This window comes from Stenotrophomonas sp. STEN225 (genome assembly GCF_056756445.1).
Genome location: NZ_JBRRBV010000002.1, coordinates 286,402 through 302,940, shown reverse-complemented (window position 1 = coordinate 302,940; position 16,539 = coordinate 286,402). Strand labels below are relative to the sequence as shown.

General features: G+C 67.9%; 12 protein-coding genes. 9 read left to right on the top strand and 3 right to left on the bottom strand.

What is annotated here, in order from left to right; all coding sequences use genetic code 11:
- Nucleotides 1–31 precede the first annotated feature (31 nt).
- The 4 genes from ACVOJ1_RS03810 to ACVOJ1_RS03795 all read left to right on the top strand — a co-directional run bounded on the left by ACVOJ1_RS03810 (nt 32) and on the right by ACVOJ1_RS03795 (nt 5,057).
- Nucleotides 32–403 carry an arsenate reductase gene (locus ACVOJ1_RS03810; RefSeq protein ID WP_180875666.1) on the top strand — a complete coding sequence of 124 codons (372 nt, stop codon included), beginning with the start codon at nt 32–34 and terminating at the stop codon, nt 401–403.
- Nucleotides 400–1,527, top strand: a complete 1,128-nt coding sequence (dapE, locus tag ACVOJ1_RS03805; protein WP_346480032.1) for a succinyl-diaminopimelate desuccinylase — start codon at nt 400–402, stop codon at nt 1,525–1,527. Before ACVOJ1_RS03810 ends, dapE begins: the two co-directional genes overlap by 4 nt.
- Before the next feature lie 367 nt (nt 1,528–1,894).
- Complete coding sequence (gene asnB / locus ACVOJ1_RS03800) at nt 1,895–3,586, top strand: asparagine synthase B (RefSeq protein ID WP_111185775.1); 1,692 nt, start codon at nt 1,895–1,897, stop codon at nt 3,584–3,586.
- A gap of 82 nt (nt 3,587–3,668) precedes the next feature.
- The gene (locus ACVOJ1_RS03795) at nt 3,669–5,057 is read left to right on the top strand and encodes a cation:proton antiporter domain-containing protein (RefSeq protein ID WP_053518340.1); all 1,389 of its coding nucleotides are present in this window, start codon (nt 3,669–3,671) and stop codon (nt 5,055–5,057) included.
- A gap of 82 nt (nt 5,058–5,139) precedes the next feature.
- Here ACVOJ1_RS03795 and ACVOJ1_RS03790 read toward each other — a convergent pair whose 3' ends face one another.
- Nucleotides 5,140–7,467 (bottom strand): penicillin acylase family protein, encoded by a 2,328-nt coding sequence (locus ACVOJ1_RS03790; protein ID WP_111185773.1) that lies wholly within the window; start codon nt 7,465–7,467, stop codon nt 5,140–5,142.
- A 123-nt stretch (nt 7,468–7,590) separates the two neighbouring features.
- Here ACVOJ1_RS03790 and bfr point away from each other — a divergent pair, with 123 nt between their 5' ends.
- Nucleotides 7,591–8,079 carry a bacterioferritin gene (gene bfr / locus ACVOJ1_RS03785; protein WP_053518345.1) on the top strand — a complete coding sequence of 163 codons (489 nt, stop codon included), beginning with the start codon at nt 7,591–7,593 and terminating at the stop codon, nt 8,077–8,079.
- A gap of 210 nt (nt 8,080–8,289) precedes the next feature.
- Here the strand turns inward: bfr and parC are convergent, their stop codons facing one another.
- Together parC and ACVOJ1_RS03775 are read right to left on the bottom strand one after the other, a co-directional pair.
- Entirely contained in the window at nt 8,290–10,533 is a 2,244-nt protein-coding gene (gene parC / locus ACVOJ1_RS03780) for a DNA topoisomerase IV subunit A (protein ID WP_053518348.1), read from the bottom strand.
- A 59-nt stretch (nt 10,534–10,592) separates the two neighbouring features.
- Nucleotides 10,593–11,501, bottom strand: coding sequence for a helix-turn-helix domain-containing protein (locus ACVOJ1_RS03775; protein WP_346480031.1), 909 nt, complete (start codon nt 11,499–11,501; stop codon nt 10,593–10,595).
- 145 nt (nt 11,502–11,646) lie between these two features.
- Here ACVOJ1_RS03775 and emrR point away from each other — a divergent pair, with 145 nt between their 5' ends.
- The 4 genes from emrR to emrB are packed head-to-tail and all read left to right on the top strand — an operon-like array spanning nt 11,647 to nt 16,364.
- On the top strand, nt 11,647–12,090 hold the full coding sequence (gene emrR, locus ACVOJ1_RS03770; RefSeq protein ID WP_180875662.1) for a multidrug efflux system transcriptional regulator EmrR: 444 nt from the start codon (nt 11,647–11,649) through the stop codon (nt 12,088–12,090).
- Complete coding sequence (gene emrC, locus ACVOJ1_RS03765) at nt 12,087–13,580, top strand: multidrug efflux transporter outer membrane subunit EmrC (protein ID WP_346480030.1); 1,494 nt, start codon at nt 12,087–12,089, stop codon at nt 13,578–13,580. The genes emrR and emrC overlap by 4 nt, the downstream gene beginning before the upstream one ends.
- An 11-nt stretch (nt 13,581–13,591) precedes the next feature.
- Complete coding sequence (gene emrA / locus ACVOJ1_RS03760; protein WP_053518354.1) at nt 13,592–14,770, top strand: multidrug efflux MFS transporter periplasmic adaptor subunit EmrA; 1,179 nt, start codon at nt 13,592–13,594, stop codon at nt 14,768–14,770.
- Between the two features lie 7 nt (nt 14,771–14,777).
- Nucleotides 14,778–16,364: a multidrug efflux MFS transporter permease subunit EmrB gene (gene emrB, locus ACVOJ1_RS03755; RefSeq protein ID WP_053518356.1), complete on the top strand. Its 1,587-nt coding sequence runs from the start codon at nt 14,778–14,780 to the stop codon at nt 16,362–16,364.
- The last annotated feature ends 175 nt before the right edge of the window (nt 16,365–16,539 follow it).

The window sequence follows — 16,539 nt, the reverse complement described above, 5'->3', positions numbered from 1 at the left end:
GATTCTGACCCTCTGTTTTCCAGCATTGCCGATGGCCATGAGCACCACTGTCTACGGATTGAAGAACTGCGATACCTGCAAGAAGGCGACCAAGTGGCTGGACCGCTTCGGCGTGCCATACACCTTCGTCGACTACCGCGAGACCAAGCCCGGCCCGGAAACGCTGGTCGAGTGGGCCGCGCAGCTGGGCGGCCTGTCCGCGATGGTCAACCGGTCATCGACCACCTGGCGGCAACTGCCGGACAACCGCAAGGCGGCCGCCTCCGATGCCGAGTGGAAGCTGCTGCTGCGCGAGTACCCGCAGCTGATCAAGCGCCCGCTGGTGGTGACGTCCGACGGCAAGGTCAGCCAGGGATTCAGCGACAACGGGTTCAAGGCGCGCTTCGGCGTGGGTGGCGCGTGAGCGCGGTGCTGGACCTGGCCTGCGAGCTGATCGCACGGCCATCGGTCACGCCGGACGATGCCGGCTGCCAGGCGCTGCTTGCGGCGCGGCTGCAGCGTGCGGGGTTCGACTGCGAGCACCTGCGCCTGGGCGACGTCGACAACCTCTGGGCGACCCATGGCAGCGGTGCGCCGGTGCTGGTCCTGCTGGGCCACACCGACGTGGTGCCACCGGGACCGCGCGAGGCCTGGCAGAGCGATCCGTTCGTCCCGAAGATCCGCGATGGCGTGCTGTACGGCCGTGGCGCGGCCGACATGAAGGGCAGCGTAGCCGCGTTCGTGATCGCGGCCGAGCAGTTCGCCGCAGCCCACCCTCATCATGCGGGAACGCTGGCGGTGCTGCTGACCAGTGACGAGGAGGGCGATGCGATCGACGGCGTGCGCCATGTCGCGCGCCTGTTCGCAGAGCGTGGCCAGCGCATCGACTGGTGCATCACCGGCGAACCCTCGTCGACCGCAACGCTGGGCGATCTGCTCCGCGTCGGCCGCCGCGGCAGCCTGTCGGCGAAGTTGCGCGTGCAGGGTGTGCAGGGCCATGTGGCCTACCCGGAGAAGGCACGCAACCCGATCCACCAGGCGGCGTCGGCGTTGGCCGAACTGAGTGCGCGGCGCTGGGACGAGGGTTACGAGAGCTTTCCGCCGACCAGCCTGCAGATCTCCAACATCCATGCCGGCACCGGTGCCAACAACGTGATTCCGGGCGAGCTGGAAGTGGATTTCAACGTCCGCTACAACCCGCATTGGGATGCGCCGAAACTGGAAGCGGAGATCACCGCGGTGCTGGACCGTCACGGCCTGCAGTACACGCTGAAGTGGCACCGCAGCGGCGAGCCGTTCTACACGCCCGAAGGCACGCTGCGTGCCGCCGCGCGCGCCGTGCTGGCCGATCACATCGGCGGTGCGCCGGAAGAAAGCACCGGTGGCGGAACGTCCGACGCCCGCTTCATCGCGCCCTTGGGCGCGCAGTGCATCGAAGTGGGACCGGTCAACGCCAGCATTCACCAGGTCGATGAGAACGTCCGCGTGGATGAGCTGGAGGCCCTGCCGGGCCTGTACCTGCGGCTGGTCGAGCGCCTGCTGGTGTGAGGGAGGATGCCGGGCATGGCCCGGCGCCGCCCTCGGCCGACGGTAGCGCCGGGCCATGCCCGGCGTATGACGCACCTGGTTGCCAACGCAACTGTTGCGCGGCCCCGGAAACCGGGTTAGGGTCGGGTCATGTCGATCCGCCTGGCCACCGCCGTCAACAACAACCGCAATAATCTGCGCGCGAATAATCGTGCGCGGCCGATGCGGGACTGCGCCCTGGGTAGATAGACAGCAACACACGCCCGGACACCAGAAAACCCGCATCGGCCGATGCGGGTTTTTTTTGTGCCCGGGCGCAGCGCTACCCGGGCCTGGATGGCCGGTCGAACACCTTGCCCCTCGTAGAACCGACAACAGGAGTTCCCCCATGTGTTCGATCTTCGCAATCTTCGGCCTGCAGGCCGGTGATGATCTTCCCGCCCTGCGCCGGCATGCGTTGGAGCTGTCGCAGCGGCAGCGTCATCGTGGCCCGGACTGGAGCGGCGTCTACCTTGATGAAGGTGCACTGCTGGTGCACGAGCGGCTGGCCATCGTCGATCCGGCGGGTGGCTCGCAGCCGCTGTTGTCGGCGGACGGTCAGCTGGCGCTGGCGGTCAACGGCGAAATCTACAACCATCAGCTGCTCAAGGCCGCGCTGGCCCACCCCTACGACTTCCAGACCGGCTCGGACTGCGAGGTGATCAACGCGCTGTACCGGCAGGGAGGCTCGCCGTCCCGCTGGCTGGAGCAGCTCAACGGCATCTTCGCCTTCGCGCTGTGGGACCGCGATGCCGGTCACGTACTGGTGGCGCGCGATCCGGTCGGCGTGGTGCCGCTGTACTGGGGGCACGACGCGCAGGGGCGCCTGCGGGTGGCTTCGGAGATGAAAGCGTTGGTTGATACCTGTGCCGACGTTGCCCAGTTCCCGCCGGGTCATTACTACGACAGTGCCAGTGGCGAACTGGTGCGCTACTACCAGCAGCCCTGGCGCGAGTATGCGGACGTTGAAGGGCGCCAAGCCGATCTGGCCGAGCTGCGACAGGCCTTTGAACATGCGGTGGAACGCCAGCTGATGAGCGACGTGCCGTACGGCGTGCTGCTGTCCGGTGGACTGGATTCGTCGCTGGTGGCCGCCGTCGCCGCCCGCTATGCCCGCCGCCGCATCGAGGATGGCGGCCAGAGCGAAGCCTGGTGGCCGCGCCTGCATTCGTTCGCGATCGGGCTGAAGGGATCGCCCGATCTGGCCGCCGCCGCCGTCGCCGCCGAAGCGCTGGGCACCGTGCACCACGGCTTCGAGTACACCTTCGAGGAAGGCCTCGACGTGCTCCCCGAGGTGATCCGCCATATCGAAACCTACGATGTCACCACCATCCGCGCGTCCACGCCGATGTTCCTGCTGGCCCGGCGGATCAAGGCGATGGGGGTGAAGATGGTGTTGTCCGGCGAAGGCAGCGACGAGATCTTCGGCGGCTACCTGTACTTCCACAAGGCACCGGACGCGCGCGAATTCCACCAGGAGCTGGTGCGCAAGCTCGATGCCCTGCACAACTACGATTGCCTGCGTGCCAACAAGTCGATGATGGCCTGGGGCGTGGAGCCTCGCGTGCCGTTCCTGGACCGCGACTTCCTCGATGTGGCGATGCGCATCGACGCCGCGCACAAGATGGTAGGCAGCGGCTTCGGCGGTCGCCGTATCGAGAAGGCGGTGTTGCGTGAAGCGTTCGATGGCTATCTGCCGGACAGCATCCTGTGGCGCCAGAAGGAGCAGTTCAGCGATGGCGTCGGCTATGGCTGGATCGATGGATTGAAGGCGCACGCCGAGGCGCAGGTCAGCGACCGGGTACTGGCCGCCGCCGACAAGCGCTTCCCGCACAACCCGCCGCAGACCAAGGAGGCGTACTACTATCGCCACCTGTTCGAACAGTTCTTCCCGAGCAGGGCCGCGGCCGAAACGGTCCCGGGTGGAAAATCGATCGCCTGTTCCTCACCGGCCGCGATTGCCTGGGACGCGAGTTTCGCCGCAGCGGCCGATCCGTCCGGCCGGGCGATTGCCGGGGTACACGAGCAGGCCCTGGCGTGACCGGCAGCGCCGGGCTACGCCCGGCGGGCGCTCAGCGTCGGCGCAGGCAAGGACGTATCATCGCCCCCCTGCACATTGGGGAATGTTCATGGACGTACAGAGCGAGGGCCGGGCGCCGCCGATGAAGTGGGGGTGGCGCTACGTGGCCTGGGCCGGACTGCCGTTGCTGGCCGGCCTGCTGCTGGCGCGGTATGCCGGGCCGGCGGCGCCTGAAGCGGTCGCACGCGCCACGGTTGCCGACGAAGGCAGCTGGGCCCGGCATCTGTCATCGCCGCTGGGCCTGTTCCTGCTGCAGCTGCTGGTCCTGCTGCTGGTGGCCAAGGGCGCGGGAGCGCTGCTCAAGCGCTTCGGCCAGCCGGCGGTGATTGGCGAAATGGCGGCAGGCCTGATGATGGGCCCGTTGGTGCTGGGCAGCCTGTTGCCGCAGTTGCATGGCGCGCTGTTCCCGGCGGCGTCGCTGGCGCCGTTGGGCCTGCTCAGCCAGCTGGGTGTGCTGATGTTTCTGCTGGTGGCCGGTGCCGAACTCGACCTGGCCGCACTGCGCGGACGACGGCGGTTCGCGTTCACCGTCAGCCATGCCGGTATCGCCGTGCCATTCATGCTGGGCGTGGCCCTGGCGATCTGGCTGTACCCGCAGCACGGTCCGCAGGGCGTGGGCTTCACGTCCTTCGCGCTGTTCGTCGGGATATCGATGAGCATCACGGCATTCCCGGTGCTGCTGCGGATCCTCGCCGATCGCGGCATCACCCATACGCCGCTGGGACAGACCGCCATTGCCTGCGCGGCACTCGGCGACGCCACGGCCTGGTGCCTGCTGGCGCTGATCGTGGCGGCTGCACAGGCTGGTGGCTGGCTGCCGGCAAGCCTCAACCTGCTGGGCGTGGTGGCCTTCGTGGTGCTGATGCTTGGCCTGGTGAGACCGTGGTTTGCCCGCCAGCAGGTCGTGGCAGGACGCGAAGGACGGTGGTTGCTGGGCATCCTGCTGTTGTCGCTGGCCAGTGCGTTGGTGACCGAGATGCTGGGCATCCATGCGTTGTTCGGTGCATTCGCTGCGGGCGTGGCGGTGTCATCCAATGCGCCGCTGCGCGCACTGCTGATGGCCCGCGTCGAGCCGTTCGCGGTGACCCTGCTGCTGCCCCTGTTCTTCGCCATGACCGGCCTGCGCATGCGCGCCGACGCACTGCACGCCGGCGACATCGTGCTGTGCCTGGTGGTGATCGCGGTGGCCACGGCCGGCAAGCTGCTGGGCACATTCAGTGCCGCCCGCAGCACCGGCCTGCCTGCCCGCGAGGCATGGCGGCTGGGAGCACTGATGAACACGCGCGGCCTGATGGAACTGATCGTGCTCAACCTGGGCTATGAGCTGGGCCTGCTCGGGGATCGCCTGTTCGCGGTGCTGGTGATCATGGCACTGGTGACCACTGCGATGACCGGGCCGTTGTTGAACCTGATCGAGCGCCGCCGCACCTGAGCCGGTAGCGCCGGGCCATGCCCGGCGGCTTTGCTGTCCGTCCACGCTGCGCGCTCGCCGGGCATGGCCCGGCTCCACCCCTCTATCTCGCCGGCACCAGCGTCATCACGTGCTGGGCCTTGCCCGGCAGGAACGGCGAGGGGCGGCCATGCACCCAGTCTTCGTGGCCCGCGCCCCAGTAGGGGGACAGCGGGTGGCCACTCTGGCCACCGGGCATGTGCACGATGCCGTCGGCTTCGTGACCGGGGGAGACCACCATCCGCTGCGAAGCACCGAAATCCGGGGCCTGCACCCGTGGCATGTCGCGGTCGCCGGGCAACGGCTCGGCCGGCATGCACAACGCGCGGCGTGCGAAGGCGGGCAGGGCGCGACTGACCGGGTGGCAGATCGACGCGGTGTTGCGCTCTCCCCAGCGGCGCTGGGCCAGCGGTCCCTGGCTGGCAAGATCTGCTTCCAGCTCACGTGCGGCATTCGCCAGCAACGCATCCCAGCTGTCGATACCGGGTGGCAGCAGATGTGCCGGGCGCTGTTCCAGCATCGGCCAGACCACGCCTTCCAGCTCGGGCAGCCGCGGCGGCAGGTAGTCGGCGCCCAGCTGTGCGCGGGCAGGCGCGAGCAGCGCGCCTTCCACCGCATCGAGCACCTTGCCACGGAAGCCGCGGGTGATGCGATAGCTCACCGAGTCCACCGATGCCCGTCCTTCCCAGTGCGCATTGGCTGCATGCAGGCGCTGCAGTGCAGGGTCGCTGCTGTGTGCGGTGATCTGCTGCAGCAGCGCCCACCAGCGTTGCAGCATTACCGCGCGGTCATCGAGCTGGATCGCCAGCAGGTCGTGCTCATCGAAACGGTCCTGGACCGCCAGCAGGTCGCGGATCTGCCGCGCGCGGGCGCCAAGGTCGTAGCCGCCATTGCCGGCCACTGCCAGTGCGGCGCCGTCCAGCACGCGGCCGTTGGCGGTCCACAGACGGTGGTCGGCGGGATCGATCAGTGCGGGAGCAGCGTCGCTGCGCAGCGACCAGGGTGCGCAGGCGTCATTGCGCGCTGGCGCGTAGCCGGCCGCCGCACATCCGGGGCCACGGTCCGGACGGGCGCCGATCAGACGCCAGGCGATGCGCCCGCTGCGGTCGCCGATCACCAGGTTCTGTGCAGGAATGCCGGCGCGGTCGGCCACGCGCAGGGCCTGGTCCAGGTCGCCCGCGCGGGCCATGTCGGCGAAATCCAGGCGCACCGCGCCGGGCAGATGTGCGACCCAGCGCAGTGCGTCGCCGCTGCCATCGGCGTGGGTGTGCAGGATCGGCCCCCAGGCGGTCTCGCGCACCGGGAACACCACGTCATCCTGGCCGGCCACGGCGATGCGCTCTTCGTGCACCGTCACCGGGGCAGTGGCCGGTTCGTTGCGGAAATCGGCGGTGTCGATGTAGCTGTTGGTGAACCCCCAGGCGACATGCCCGTTGCTGCCGACGATGACGGCTGGCAGACCGGGCAGCGAGAAGCCGCTGATGTCGACCTGGCCACCGGCCGCCTGCGGATCGGGATAGCGCAGGCGCACGCGGAACCAGAGGCCGGGTGCACGCAGGCCCAGGTGCATGTCGTCGGCAACGATCGCACGGCCATCGGCAGTGAGGGCGCCGGCCACGGCGAAGTTGTTGCTGCCCACTGCGCCGGTTTCCACCGGCACGGAGGCGGGCGAGGCGGCCAGCGTGCGCAGATCCAGTTGCCCTGCATCGGGCAGCAGGGCATTGCCGCGCGGCTCGCCGAACAGGGGCGCATCCCATTCGCTGCCCTGGTGCGCGATCAGCGCATGCAGCGCCGGTGGCACCACCGCCTGGATGCGGCTGAGCGCCAGTTCAGTCCGGTTGCCCGGATCCTGCAGATCGGCGTACATGGCCAGCCCGGCCAGCACGCTGTCGCTGGCGGTCCACGGCTGCGGCGCCTGCCGCAGCAGCAGGTAGGCCCACGGGCGCACGGAGAGATCGGCCAGGCCCTGGTTGACCCCATCGACATACGCGTTCACCGCCGCGGCGTTGCTGCCCAGGGCGGCCTCCAGATGGGCTCCGGTCCGCGCGCGCAGGCGATGAACCCGCATGCGCTTGTCCACCTCGATGGCCTTCGGGCCGAACAGCGCAGCCAGTTCGCCGGCCGCGCTGCGCCGCATCAGGTCCATCTCGAAGTAGCGCTCCTGCGCGTGGACACGGCCGAGCGCACGCATGGCGTCGGCCTGGCTGCCCGCGGTGATGGTGACCACGCCCAGCGCGTCGCGCTCGACAGTGACTGCTGCGCTTAGGCCGGGCAGGGCATGTTCACCTTCCAGATCGGCCAGGCTGCCGCGCAGCAGCAGCCACGCTGCCAGGGCCACCACCAGCAGGGTGGCGATCAGCACGCCGAGCAGCCAACGCCATGTACGTCGCATTGCAGGTCCTTTCCGAACGCCGGGGCCGATTGTAGCCGCAGGCGCAACTGCGACTGATTCCGATTAGATCACCGTATCCCGAAATGGGGCACCCTATGCCGCATCGATTCACAGGAGCCCCCCATGAAAGGCAACCCGGACGTCATCGCCTGCCTGAAGGAACTGCTGCGCGGCGAGCTTGCCGCGCGTGACCAGTACTTCATCCACTCCCGCCGTTACGAGGACCAGGGCCTGTTCGCGCTGTATGAGCGCCTGAACCACGAGATGGAGGAAGAGACCCAGCATGCCGACGCGCTGCTGCGCCGCATCCTGTTCCTTGGCGGTGATCCTGACATGCGCCCGCACCTGACCGAGCCGGGTACGACGGTGGAGGAGATGCTGCAGAAGGATCTGGACACCGAGTACGCCGTGCGCAACAACCTCGCCGCCGGCATGAAGCTGTGCGAAGAGAAGGGCGACTACGTGAGCCGCGACATCCTGCTGGCGCAGCTGAAGGACACCGAAGAGGACCACGCCTGGTGGCTGGAGCAGCAGCTGGGCCTGATCAAGCGCATCGGCCTGGAGCTGTACCAGCTGAGCAAGATCGACGGCAGCGGCGCCCCGGCGCACTGAACCGGTACCGTCGCCCGCCAGCACCGGAGCATCGCTCGCCAGCCTTCGCCCGCCAGCCGCTCCACCGCCCGCCAGCCGACAACGAAAAAGCCGGGGAATGCCCCGGCTTTTTCGTGTCTGGTGCTGCGTTTCGGTAGCGCCGGGCCATGCCCGGCGGGCAGAGCTGGGGTCAGAGCCCTTTCCGTTGGAAAGGGATCCGACCCCGCTGCGTCATTCCACTGACAGGCCTTCGACCTTCTGCCAGCCACGCGGCAGCAGGTGGCCGCGGGTCGCCCGCGCGCCGAGGTAGGCATCGAGCTCGTTGAACTTCAGGCCCATCGTGCGCTGGCCGGCGCGCACCTGCAGGGTCTGCCCCGGCCCGATCGCCACGATGGCGACCACGCGTTCCGTGGCCAGCTTGGCCTTGGGGATCTCGATGATCTTGTTGCCCTTGCCCTTGTCCAGTTCGGGCAGATCGCTGGCCGGAATCGCCAGCAGGTTGCCCGAGCTGGTCACCGCCACGATGCGGTCGCTCTCGACATTGGCGACCACCGCCGGTGGCAGCACCGACGAGCCGGCGGACAGGTTCAGCATCGCCTTGCCGGCCTTGTTGCGGCCGATCAAGTTCTCGAAGCGGGTGACGAAGCCGTAGCCATGGCTGGACGCGAGCACGAAGCGTGCGTCCGGCTCGGCGCTGGCCAGGGTGACGAAGCTGGTGCCGGGCGCCGGCGAGAAACGGCCGGTCAGCGGCTCGCCGTTGCCCCGCGCAGAAGGCAGGGTGTGCACCGCCGTTGAATAGGCCCGGCCTTCGCTGTCCAGGAATGCGACCTGCTGGGTGCTGCGCGCGCGCACGGCGCCCTGCAGCGCATCGCCATCGCGATAGGACAGGGCCGACGCGTCCACGTCATGACCCTTGGCGGCGCGGATCCACCCCTTCTGCGACAGCACCACCGTCATCGGCTCGCTCGGCACCAGTTCGGTCTCGTCGATGGCCTGCGCCGCCTGGCGCTGGACCAGCGGCGAGCGGCGCTCGTCGCCGAACTTCTTCGCATCGGCCTGCAGCTCGTCGCGGATCAGCTTCTTCAGCTTGGCCTTGCTGTCGAGGATGCCGATGATCTTCTCGCGTTCCTTGGCCAGCTCGTCCTGCTCGCCGCGGATCTTCATTTCCTCCAGGCGGGCCAGCTGCTTCAGCTTGGTCTCCAGGATGTACTCGGCCTGTTCTTCGGACAGGCCGAAGCGCGCGATCAGTGCGGCCTTCGGTTCGTCCTCGGTACGGATGATATGGATCACCTCGTCCAGGTTGAGGAAGGCCACCAGCAGACCTTCCAGCAGGTGCAGGCGGCGTTCGACCTTCTGCAGGCGATGCTGCAGGCGGCGGGTGACGGTGTTGCTGCGGAACGTCAGCCATTCGCTGAGCAGCATCTTCAGGTTCTTCACCTGCGGACGGCCGTCCAGCCCGATCACGTTGAGGTTGACGCGGTAGCTGCGCTCCAGGTCGGTGGTGGCGAACAGGTGGCCCATCAGCTGCTCGGCATCGACGCGGTTCGAGCGCGGCACCAGCACCACCCGCACCGGATTGGCGTGGTCGGATTCATCGCGGATGTCTTCCAGCCACGGCAGCTTCTTGGCGCGCATCTGCGCGGCGATCTGCTCGATCACCTTCGAGGGCGATACCTGGAACGGCAGTGCGGTGACCACGATGTTGCCGGCTTCACGGCTGAACGTCGCGCGTGCACGCACGCTGCCGTTGCCGGTCTCGTACAGGGTGCGCAGATCGTTGGCGGCCGTGATGATCTCGGCGCTGGAGGGATAGTCCGGGCCTTTCACGTGCTCGCACAGGTCGCGCACGGTGGCATCCGGATCGTCCAGCAGGTGCAGCAGCGCGCTGACGATCTCGTTGAGGTTGTGCGGCGGCACATCGGTGGCCATGCCCACGGCGATGCCGGTGGTGCCGTTGAGCAGCAGGTGCGGCAGGCGGGCCGGCATCCACGTCGGCTCCTGCAGCGTGCCATCGAAGTTGGGCGCCCAGTCGGTGGTGCCCTGGCCCAGCTCGCCCAGCAGCACTTCGGCGATGGGGGTCAGCTTGGATTCGGTGTAGCGCATCGCCGCGAACGACTTCGGGTCGTCGCTGGAGCCGAAGTTGCCCTGGCCCTCGATCAGCGGATAGCGGTAGGAGAACGGCTGGGCCATCAGCACCAGCGCCTCGTAGCACGCGCTGTCGCCGTGCGGGTGGTATTTACCGATGACGTCACCGACGGTGCGTGCGGACTTCTTCGGCTTGGACGCGGCATTCAGCCCCAGCTCGCTCATCGAATAGATGATGCGGCGCTGCACCGGCTTCAGGCCGTCGCCGACGAACGGCAGGGCGCGGTCCAGGACCACGTACATCGAGTAGTCGAGGTAGGCGCGTTCGGCGTACTCGCGCAACGGCAGTTGTTCGAATCCGTGGAACACGGGGCGGGCAAGTTCGGTCATGCGGCGTTGTTACCTATGTCGGGAGGCGGCGACGGCGGTCGCCGCTCGCAATCCTGTGATTATCCGGATGCGGCCGGGGATGCCAAGCCGCGCGCAGGGTCCAGGCCGGTTTCCAGTCCATTCCCGGCCCGCGCCAGGTAGCGCCCGGGCGGCAGGCCGAAATGGCGGCGGAACACGGTGACGAAGGCGCTGGCGCTGCTGAAGCCCAGCGCATGGGCGATATCGGCCACGCTGCGGCCATCGGTCAGCTGCCGCAGCGCTTCGGACAGACGGGCCTGCTGGCGCCACTGCGCGAAGCTCAGCGTGGTCTCGTCGCGGAAGTGGCGGGTCAGGCTTCGCGGCGAAAGCCCGGCCCAATGCGCCCATTCGGCCAGGCTGCGCTCGTCGGAGGGATCGGCCAGCAGCTGCGAGGCGATCTTCAGCAGGCGCCGATCGTGCGGCATCGGCAGGTGCATGCGCTGGCGCGGTGCGGTGCGGATCTCATCCAGCAGAACCTCGATGATGTGCTGGTGCTCGGGCGTGGCGACCTGGTCGAGCGACCAGCTGCAGATCCGGTCCGCCAGTGCCTGCGCCAGCCTGGACAGGCCCAGCACGCAGGGGGCGGCGGGAAGGGCAGTGCAGGCCGGCGCGGCCAGCGCCATGCCCCAGCCACGCAGCGGGCCGTCCAGGGCGACCGTGTGCGGTTCCAGGGGCGGCATCCAGCCGGCAGAACCGGGCGCCAGCGACCACGTGCCATGCGAGGTGCGGGTGGTCAGCAGGCCGCGCTCGACACAGATCAGCTGCGCACGCTGGTGATGGTGCCAGTCGACTTCACGGGCGAGCCCCTGCGGACTGTCGAAGCGGAAACCGACGACCGGCGGGCCATCGTTGCGCTCGAACCAGTCCAGCGCCTCGTTGTGCAGCAGCTGCCGGGCCGGCGCGATGTGCTCCTTGTTCATCCTGTCCGCTGGCTGGAATGTGTCATTCATTGGCTTGATGGTACTACCGGGCCATCCTGGGGCGCCATTAAGGTAGGCGCCTTCACTGATCCAGCCCGCTGCTGCAACACAGCATTCGATGCCAGATCGAATATTTCCATTGAGAAATATTTTTTTTGGAAGAGAATGCACTCCCATGATCTGTCCTGCAACCACTCCCCCCAGCTTCGGCCTGCTGCTGCGCCAGGTGCGCGACGGCCTGGTCCGCGAGCTTGACGCGTCCATGGCCGAAGAAGACCTGGGCATCGGCTTCACCCACTACATCGGGTTGAAGGTGCTCTCGAACATGGCCCCCTGCACCGCCAACGAACTGGCCCAGGCCATCGACCAGGTACCCAGTGCCGTCACCCGCCTGCTGGACAAGCTGGAAGCCCTGGGCTGCGTTCGCCGCGAGGCACATGCGCAGGACCGCCGTGCGCTGCAGATCGTGCTGACCGATGAAGGCCGCGCACTGTGGGCGCGCTTGAAACTGCGCGGCGACGCGGTGATGGATTACGCCCTGCGCGATCTGTCCGCCGATGAGCGCACGCTGCTGTTGTCCCTCCTGACCCGAATCCGCGATTCCCTGACGACCCCATGAACCCGATCCCGCATTCCTCATTCCGCCGGTCCGGGCGCGCGCTGCTGTTGTCGGCGCTGGCGCTGGCGCTGGCCGCCTGTGCCAGCAGCCGCGGCCTCGAACCGCAGGCCCGCCTGCTCGATGTGGACAGCCTGCACAGCGAGCGCACCCTGGCCGACACCGATCTCAGTGCCACCGGCTTCCCCGCACAGGACTGGTGGAAGGCATTGGGCGATGCGCAGCTGGACGCGCTGATCGCCGAAGGCCTGGCCGGTCATCCGAGCTTGGACGCCGCCGACGCACGTCTGCGCCAGGCGCAGGCCAAGGTCGGTACCGCACGCGCTGACCGCCTGCCCAGTCTCTCCGTTTCCGGCGGCTATACCGGGCTTCGCCTGCCCGAGTCGATGGCCGGCGACGAGATCGGTGGCCACTACGCAGGCAGCAGCCAGGTCGCTTTCGACTTCAGCTACGGCATCGACCTGTGGGGCGGCAAGCGCGCCGCCTGGGAAGCGGCCGTGGATGGCGCGCATGCCGCCACCGTGGAGGCCCAGGCCGCACGCCTGAATCTGTCCACCGGCATCGCCCAGGCCTATGCGGACCTTGCTTACGCGTGGCAGCTCGACGATGTCGCCGAGGAAGAACTGACGCGGTCGCAGAAGTCGCTGGAACTGACCCGGCAGCGTCGCCGCGCTGGCATCGACAGCGATCTGCAGGTGCGCCAGGCCGAAGCCCGCGTGCCCGCCGCGCAACAGCAGGTGCAGGCCGCGCAGCAACGCATCGACGCCGCCCGCACCGCATTGGCCGCCCTGGTCGGCAAGGGCCCCGACCGTGGCCTGACGATCGAGCGTCCGCAGCCGTTGAATCCGACGGCCCTGCAGCTGCCAGGCGTGCTGCCCAGCGAGCTGCTTGGCCGTCGTCCTGACATCGTCGCCGCACGCTGGCGCGTGGAAGCGGCCAGCAAGCAGATCAAGGTCGCCAGAACGAAGTTCTACCCGAGCCTCAACCTGACCGCGCTGGCCGGCGTGGTGGCGCCGAATGTCGGCGATCTGCTGCAGAGCAGTTCCACCTTCGCCTACATCGGCCCGGCGCTGAGCCTGCCGATCTTCGAAGGCGGCAAGCTGCGCGCCAACCTGGCCGACACCGATGCGCAGTACGACCTGGCGGTGGCCAATTACAACCAGGCGGTGCTTGACGCACTGCGCGACGTGGCCGACCAGGTCAATGCGGTGCGCTCGCTGGCGCAGCAGGCGCAGTCGCAGCAGCAGGCCGTGGACACGGCGCGTGCAGCGTTCGACCTGGCCGGGCAGCGTTACCGCGCCGGCATCGGCAGCTACCTGGATGTGCTGTCCGCACAGTCCACCCTGCTGCAGTCACAACAGCAGCTGGCCAGCCTGCAGTCGCAGCAGGTGCAGACCTCGGTGCGCCTGAGCAAAGCGCTGGGCGGGGGCTTCCAGCCCAGTGATGCCGATCGCGCGCCGCTTGCCTCCCATTCCGATTCCTCGCATTCCTGAAGATCCCCGCCATGAGCCAGACCCAAGACACTGCGGCCCCGGCCGCCTCCAACCGCCGCAGCAACCTGCTGCGGGGCCTGTTCGTCATCGTCGTGCTGCTGCTTGCCGCACTGGCGCTGTGGTATTTCATGTTCGGCCGTTGGTTCGAAGAAACCGACGATGCCTACGTGCAGGGCAACCTTGTACAGATCACCCCGCTGGTGGCAGGCACCGTGGTCGCCATCAATGCCGATGACGGCATGCGCGTGGAGCGTGGCCAGCTGCTGGTGCAGCTGGACCCGGCCGATACGTCCGTGGCCCTGCAGCAGGCTGAAGCCAACCTGGCCAAGACCGTTCGCCAGACCCGTGGCCTGTATCGCAGCGTGGAAGGCGCGCAGGCAGACCTGAATGCCCGTCAGGTGACCCTGAAGCGCGTGCGCGAGGACTTCGCACGCCGCAGGGACCTGGCCGCCACCGGTGCCATCTCCAACGAAGAACTCGCCCATGCCCGCGATGAGCTGGCCGCGGCGGAAGCCGCGGTGGCCGGTTCGCGCGAGACCGTCGAGCGCAACCGTGCGCTGGTCGACGATACGGTGATCGCCACCCAGCCCGACGTGCAGGCGGCCGCCGCGCAGCTGCGCCAGGCCTACCTCAACAATGCCCGCGCCGGCATCGTCGCGCCGGTCACCGGTTATGTGGCCCGTCGCTCGGTGCAGGTGGGCCAGCGTGTGCAGCCGGGTGCCGCACTGATGGCCGTGGTGCCGACCGAGCAGATGTGGGTCGAGGCCAACTTCAAGGAAACCCAGCTGCGCCACATGCGCCTGGGCCAGGAAGTGGAGCTGAAGTCTGACCTGTACGCCGGCGATGTGAAGTACAAGGGCCGCGTGCAGAGCCTGGGTCTGGGGACCGGCTCGGCGTTCTCGCTGCTGCCGGCGCAGAACGCCAGCGGCAACTGGATCAAGATCGTGCAGCGCGTTCCGGTGCGCATCGCCATCGATGCCAAGCAGCTTGCCGAACATCCGTTGCGTATCGGCCTGTCGATGAAGGCCGAGGTGAGCCTGCGCGACCAGAAGGGCGAGGTGCTGCCGAGCGCCCCGGCCAAGGGCACGGTGTTCGACACCGACGTCTATGCCAAGCAGCTGCATGATGCCGACGAGGTGATCCACTCGATCATCCAGGGCAACGTGCCGCAGCAGTCGAAGGTGGGCTGAGGTCGCCATGTCCGCCCAAGCTCCAGCCGCGCCCGGAAGCCCGGGCGCACCGGCGGCGCCGGGTGCGGCCGCCGGGTTCCTGCCGCCGAGCGTGGCCCTGTGCACCGTGGGCCTGGCGATGGCCTCCTTCATGCAGGTGCTCGACACCACCATCGCCAACGTCTCGCTGCCGACCATCGCCGGCAATCTCGGCGCCAGTTCGCAGCAGGCGACGTGGGTCATCACTTCGTTCGCGGTCAGCACGGCCATCGCACTGCCGCTGACCGGCTGGCTCAGCCGCCGTTTCGGCGAGCGCAAGCTGTTCGTCTGGGCCACGCTGGCCTTCGTCATCACCTCGCTGTTGTGTGGTCTGGCGCAGAGCATGGGCATGCTGGTGGTGTCGCGCGCCCTGCAGGGCTTCGTGGCCGGCCCGATGTATCCGATCACGCAGTCGTTGCTGGTCTCGATCTATCCACGCGAGAAACGCGGGCAGGCGTTGGCGCTGCTGGCGATGATCACCGTGGTCGCGCCGATCTGCGGGCCGATTCTCGGGGGCTGGATCACGGACAACTACAGCTGGGAATGGATCTTCCTGATCAACGTGCCGCTGGGCATCTTCGCCGCGCTGGTGGTGGGCAACCAGCTGAAGGGCCGTCCGGAACACGTGGAGAAGCCGAAGATGGACTACGTCGGCCTGATCACGCTGGTGATCGGCGTCGGCGCACTGCAGCTGGTGCTCGACCTGGGCAACGACGAGGACTGGTTCTCCTCCACCCGGATCGTGGTGCTGGCCTGCGTGGCGGTCGTGGCGCTGACGGTGTTCCTGATCTGGGAACTGACCGACAAGGACCCGATCGTCGACCTGAAACTGTTCCGCCACCGCAACTTCCGCGCCGGCACGCTGGCGATGGTGGTGGCCTATGCCGCATTCTTCAGCGTGGCCCTGCTGATTCCGCAGTGGCTGCAGCGCGACATGGGGTACACGGCGATCTGGGCAGGGCTGGCGACGGCGCCGATCGGCGTGCTGCCGGTGATCATGACGCCGTTCGTGGGCAAGTATGCCTCGCGCTTTGACATGCGCATGCTGGCGACCATCGCCTTCGTGTTCCTGTCGATGACCAGCTTCCTGCGCTCGGGCTTCAATCTGCAGGTGGACTTCCAGCACGTGGCCGGCGTGCAGCTGATCATGGGCATCGGCGTGGCGCTGTTCTTCATGCCAGTTCTACAGATCCTGCTGTCGGATCTGGATGGTCGCGAAATTGCCGCGGGTTCGGGCCTGGCCACGTTCCTGCGCACACTGGGCGGCAGCTTTGCAGCATCGCTGACCACCTGGCTGTGGGCACGTCGCACGCAGGTGCACCACGCCGATCTGACCGAACACATTTCGGCCTATCAGCCGGGCATGCAGGACCAGGTTGCGGCGATGGGGCAGGGTGACCTGCAGCATGGTGCAGCGGTGCTCAACACCATGATCAACCACCAGGCATCGCAGATGGGCTTCAACGACATCTTCTTCCTGCTGGGCTGGATCTTCCTGGCCATCATCACCTTCCTGTGGCTGGCCAAGCCGCCGTTCGGTGCCGGTGCCGGTGCAGCGGCCGGTGGCGGGCACTGAAACTGCCCGCAAACACGGCGCTGTATGTCGACCCCGCCGCAAGGCGGGGTTTTTGTCTGTGGTGAGTTCTGCCAGGCGGCGTTCGCGCAACGCGCGGAAGGCGTCGCCATTGCGTTGACGCTGCGGATTCCGGAAACGAAAAAACCCGCTTTCGCGGGTTTCATCATCATGAGTC

Bases quoted from the DNA above. Each gene is read 5' to 3' on its own strand.
- ACVOJ1_RS03810 (WP_180875666.1), top strand. From the start codon at position 32: ATGGCCATGAGCACCACTGTCTACGGATTGAAGAACTGCGATACCTGC.
- asnB (WP_111185775.1), top strand. From the start codon at position 1,895: ATGTGTTCGATCTTCGCAATCTTCGGCCTGCAGGCCGGTGATGATCTT.
- ACVOJ1_RS03795 (WP_053518340.1), top strand. From the start codon at position 3,669: ATGTTCATGGACGTACAGAGCGAGGGCCGGGCGCCGCCGATGAAGTGG.
- ACVOJ1_RS03790 (WP_111185773.1), bottom strand. From the start codon at position 7,467: ATGCGACGTACATGGCGTTGGCTGCTCGGCGTGCTGATCGCCACCCTG.
- bfr (WP_053518345.1), top strand. From the start codon at position 7,591: ATGAAAGGCAACCCGGACGTCATCGCCTGCCTGAAGGAACTGCTGCGC.
- parC (WP_053518348.1), bottom strand. From the start codon at position 10,533: ATGACCGAACTTGCCCGCCCCGTGTTCCACGGATTCGAACAACTGCCG.
- ACVOJ1_RS03775 (WP_346480031.1), bottom strand. From the start codon at position 11,501: ATGAATGACACATTCCAGCCAGCGGACAGGATGAACAAGGAGCACATC.
- emrR (WP_180875662.1), top strand. From the start codon at position 11,647: ATGATCTGTCCTGCAACCACTCCCCCCAGCTTCGGCCTGCTGCTGCGC.
- emrC (WP_346480030.1), top strand. From the start codon at position 12,087: ATGAACCCGATCCCGCATTCCTCATTCCGCCGGTCCGGGCGCGCGCTG.
- emrA (WP_053518354.1), top strand. From the start codon at position 13,592: ATGAGCCAGACCCAAGACACTGCGGCCCCGGCCGCCTCCAACCGCCGC.
- emrB (WP_053518356.1), top strand. From the start codon at position 14,778: ATGTCCGCCCAAGCTCCAGCCGCGCCCGGAAGCCCGGGCGCACCGGCG.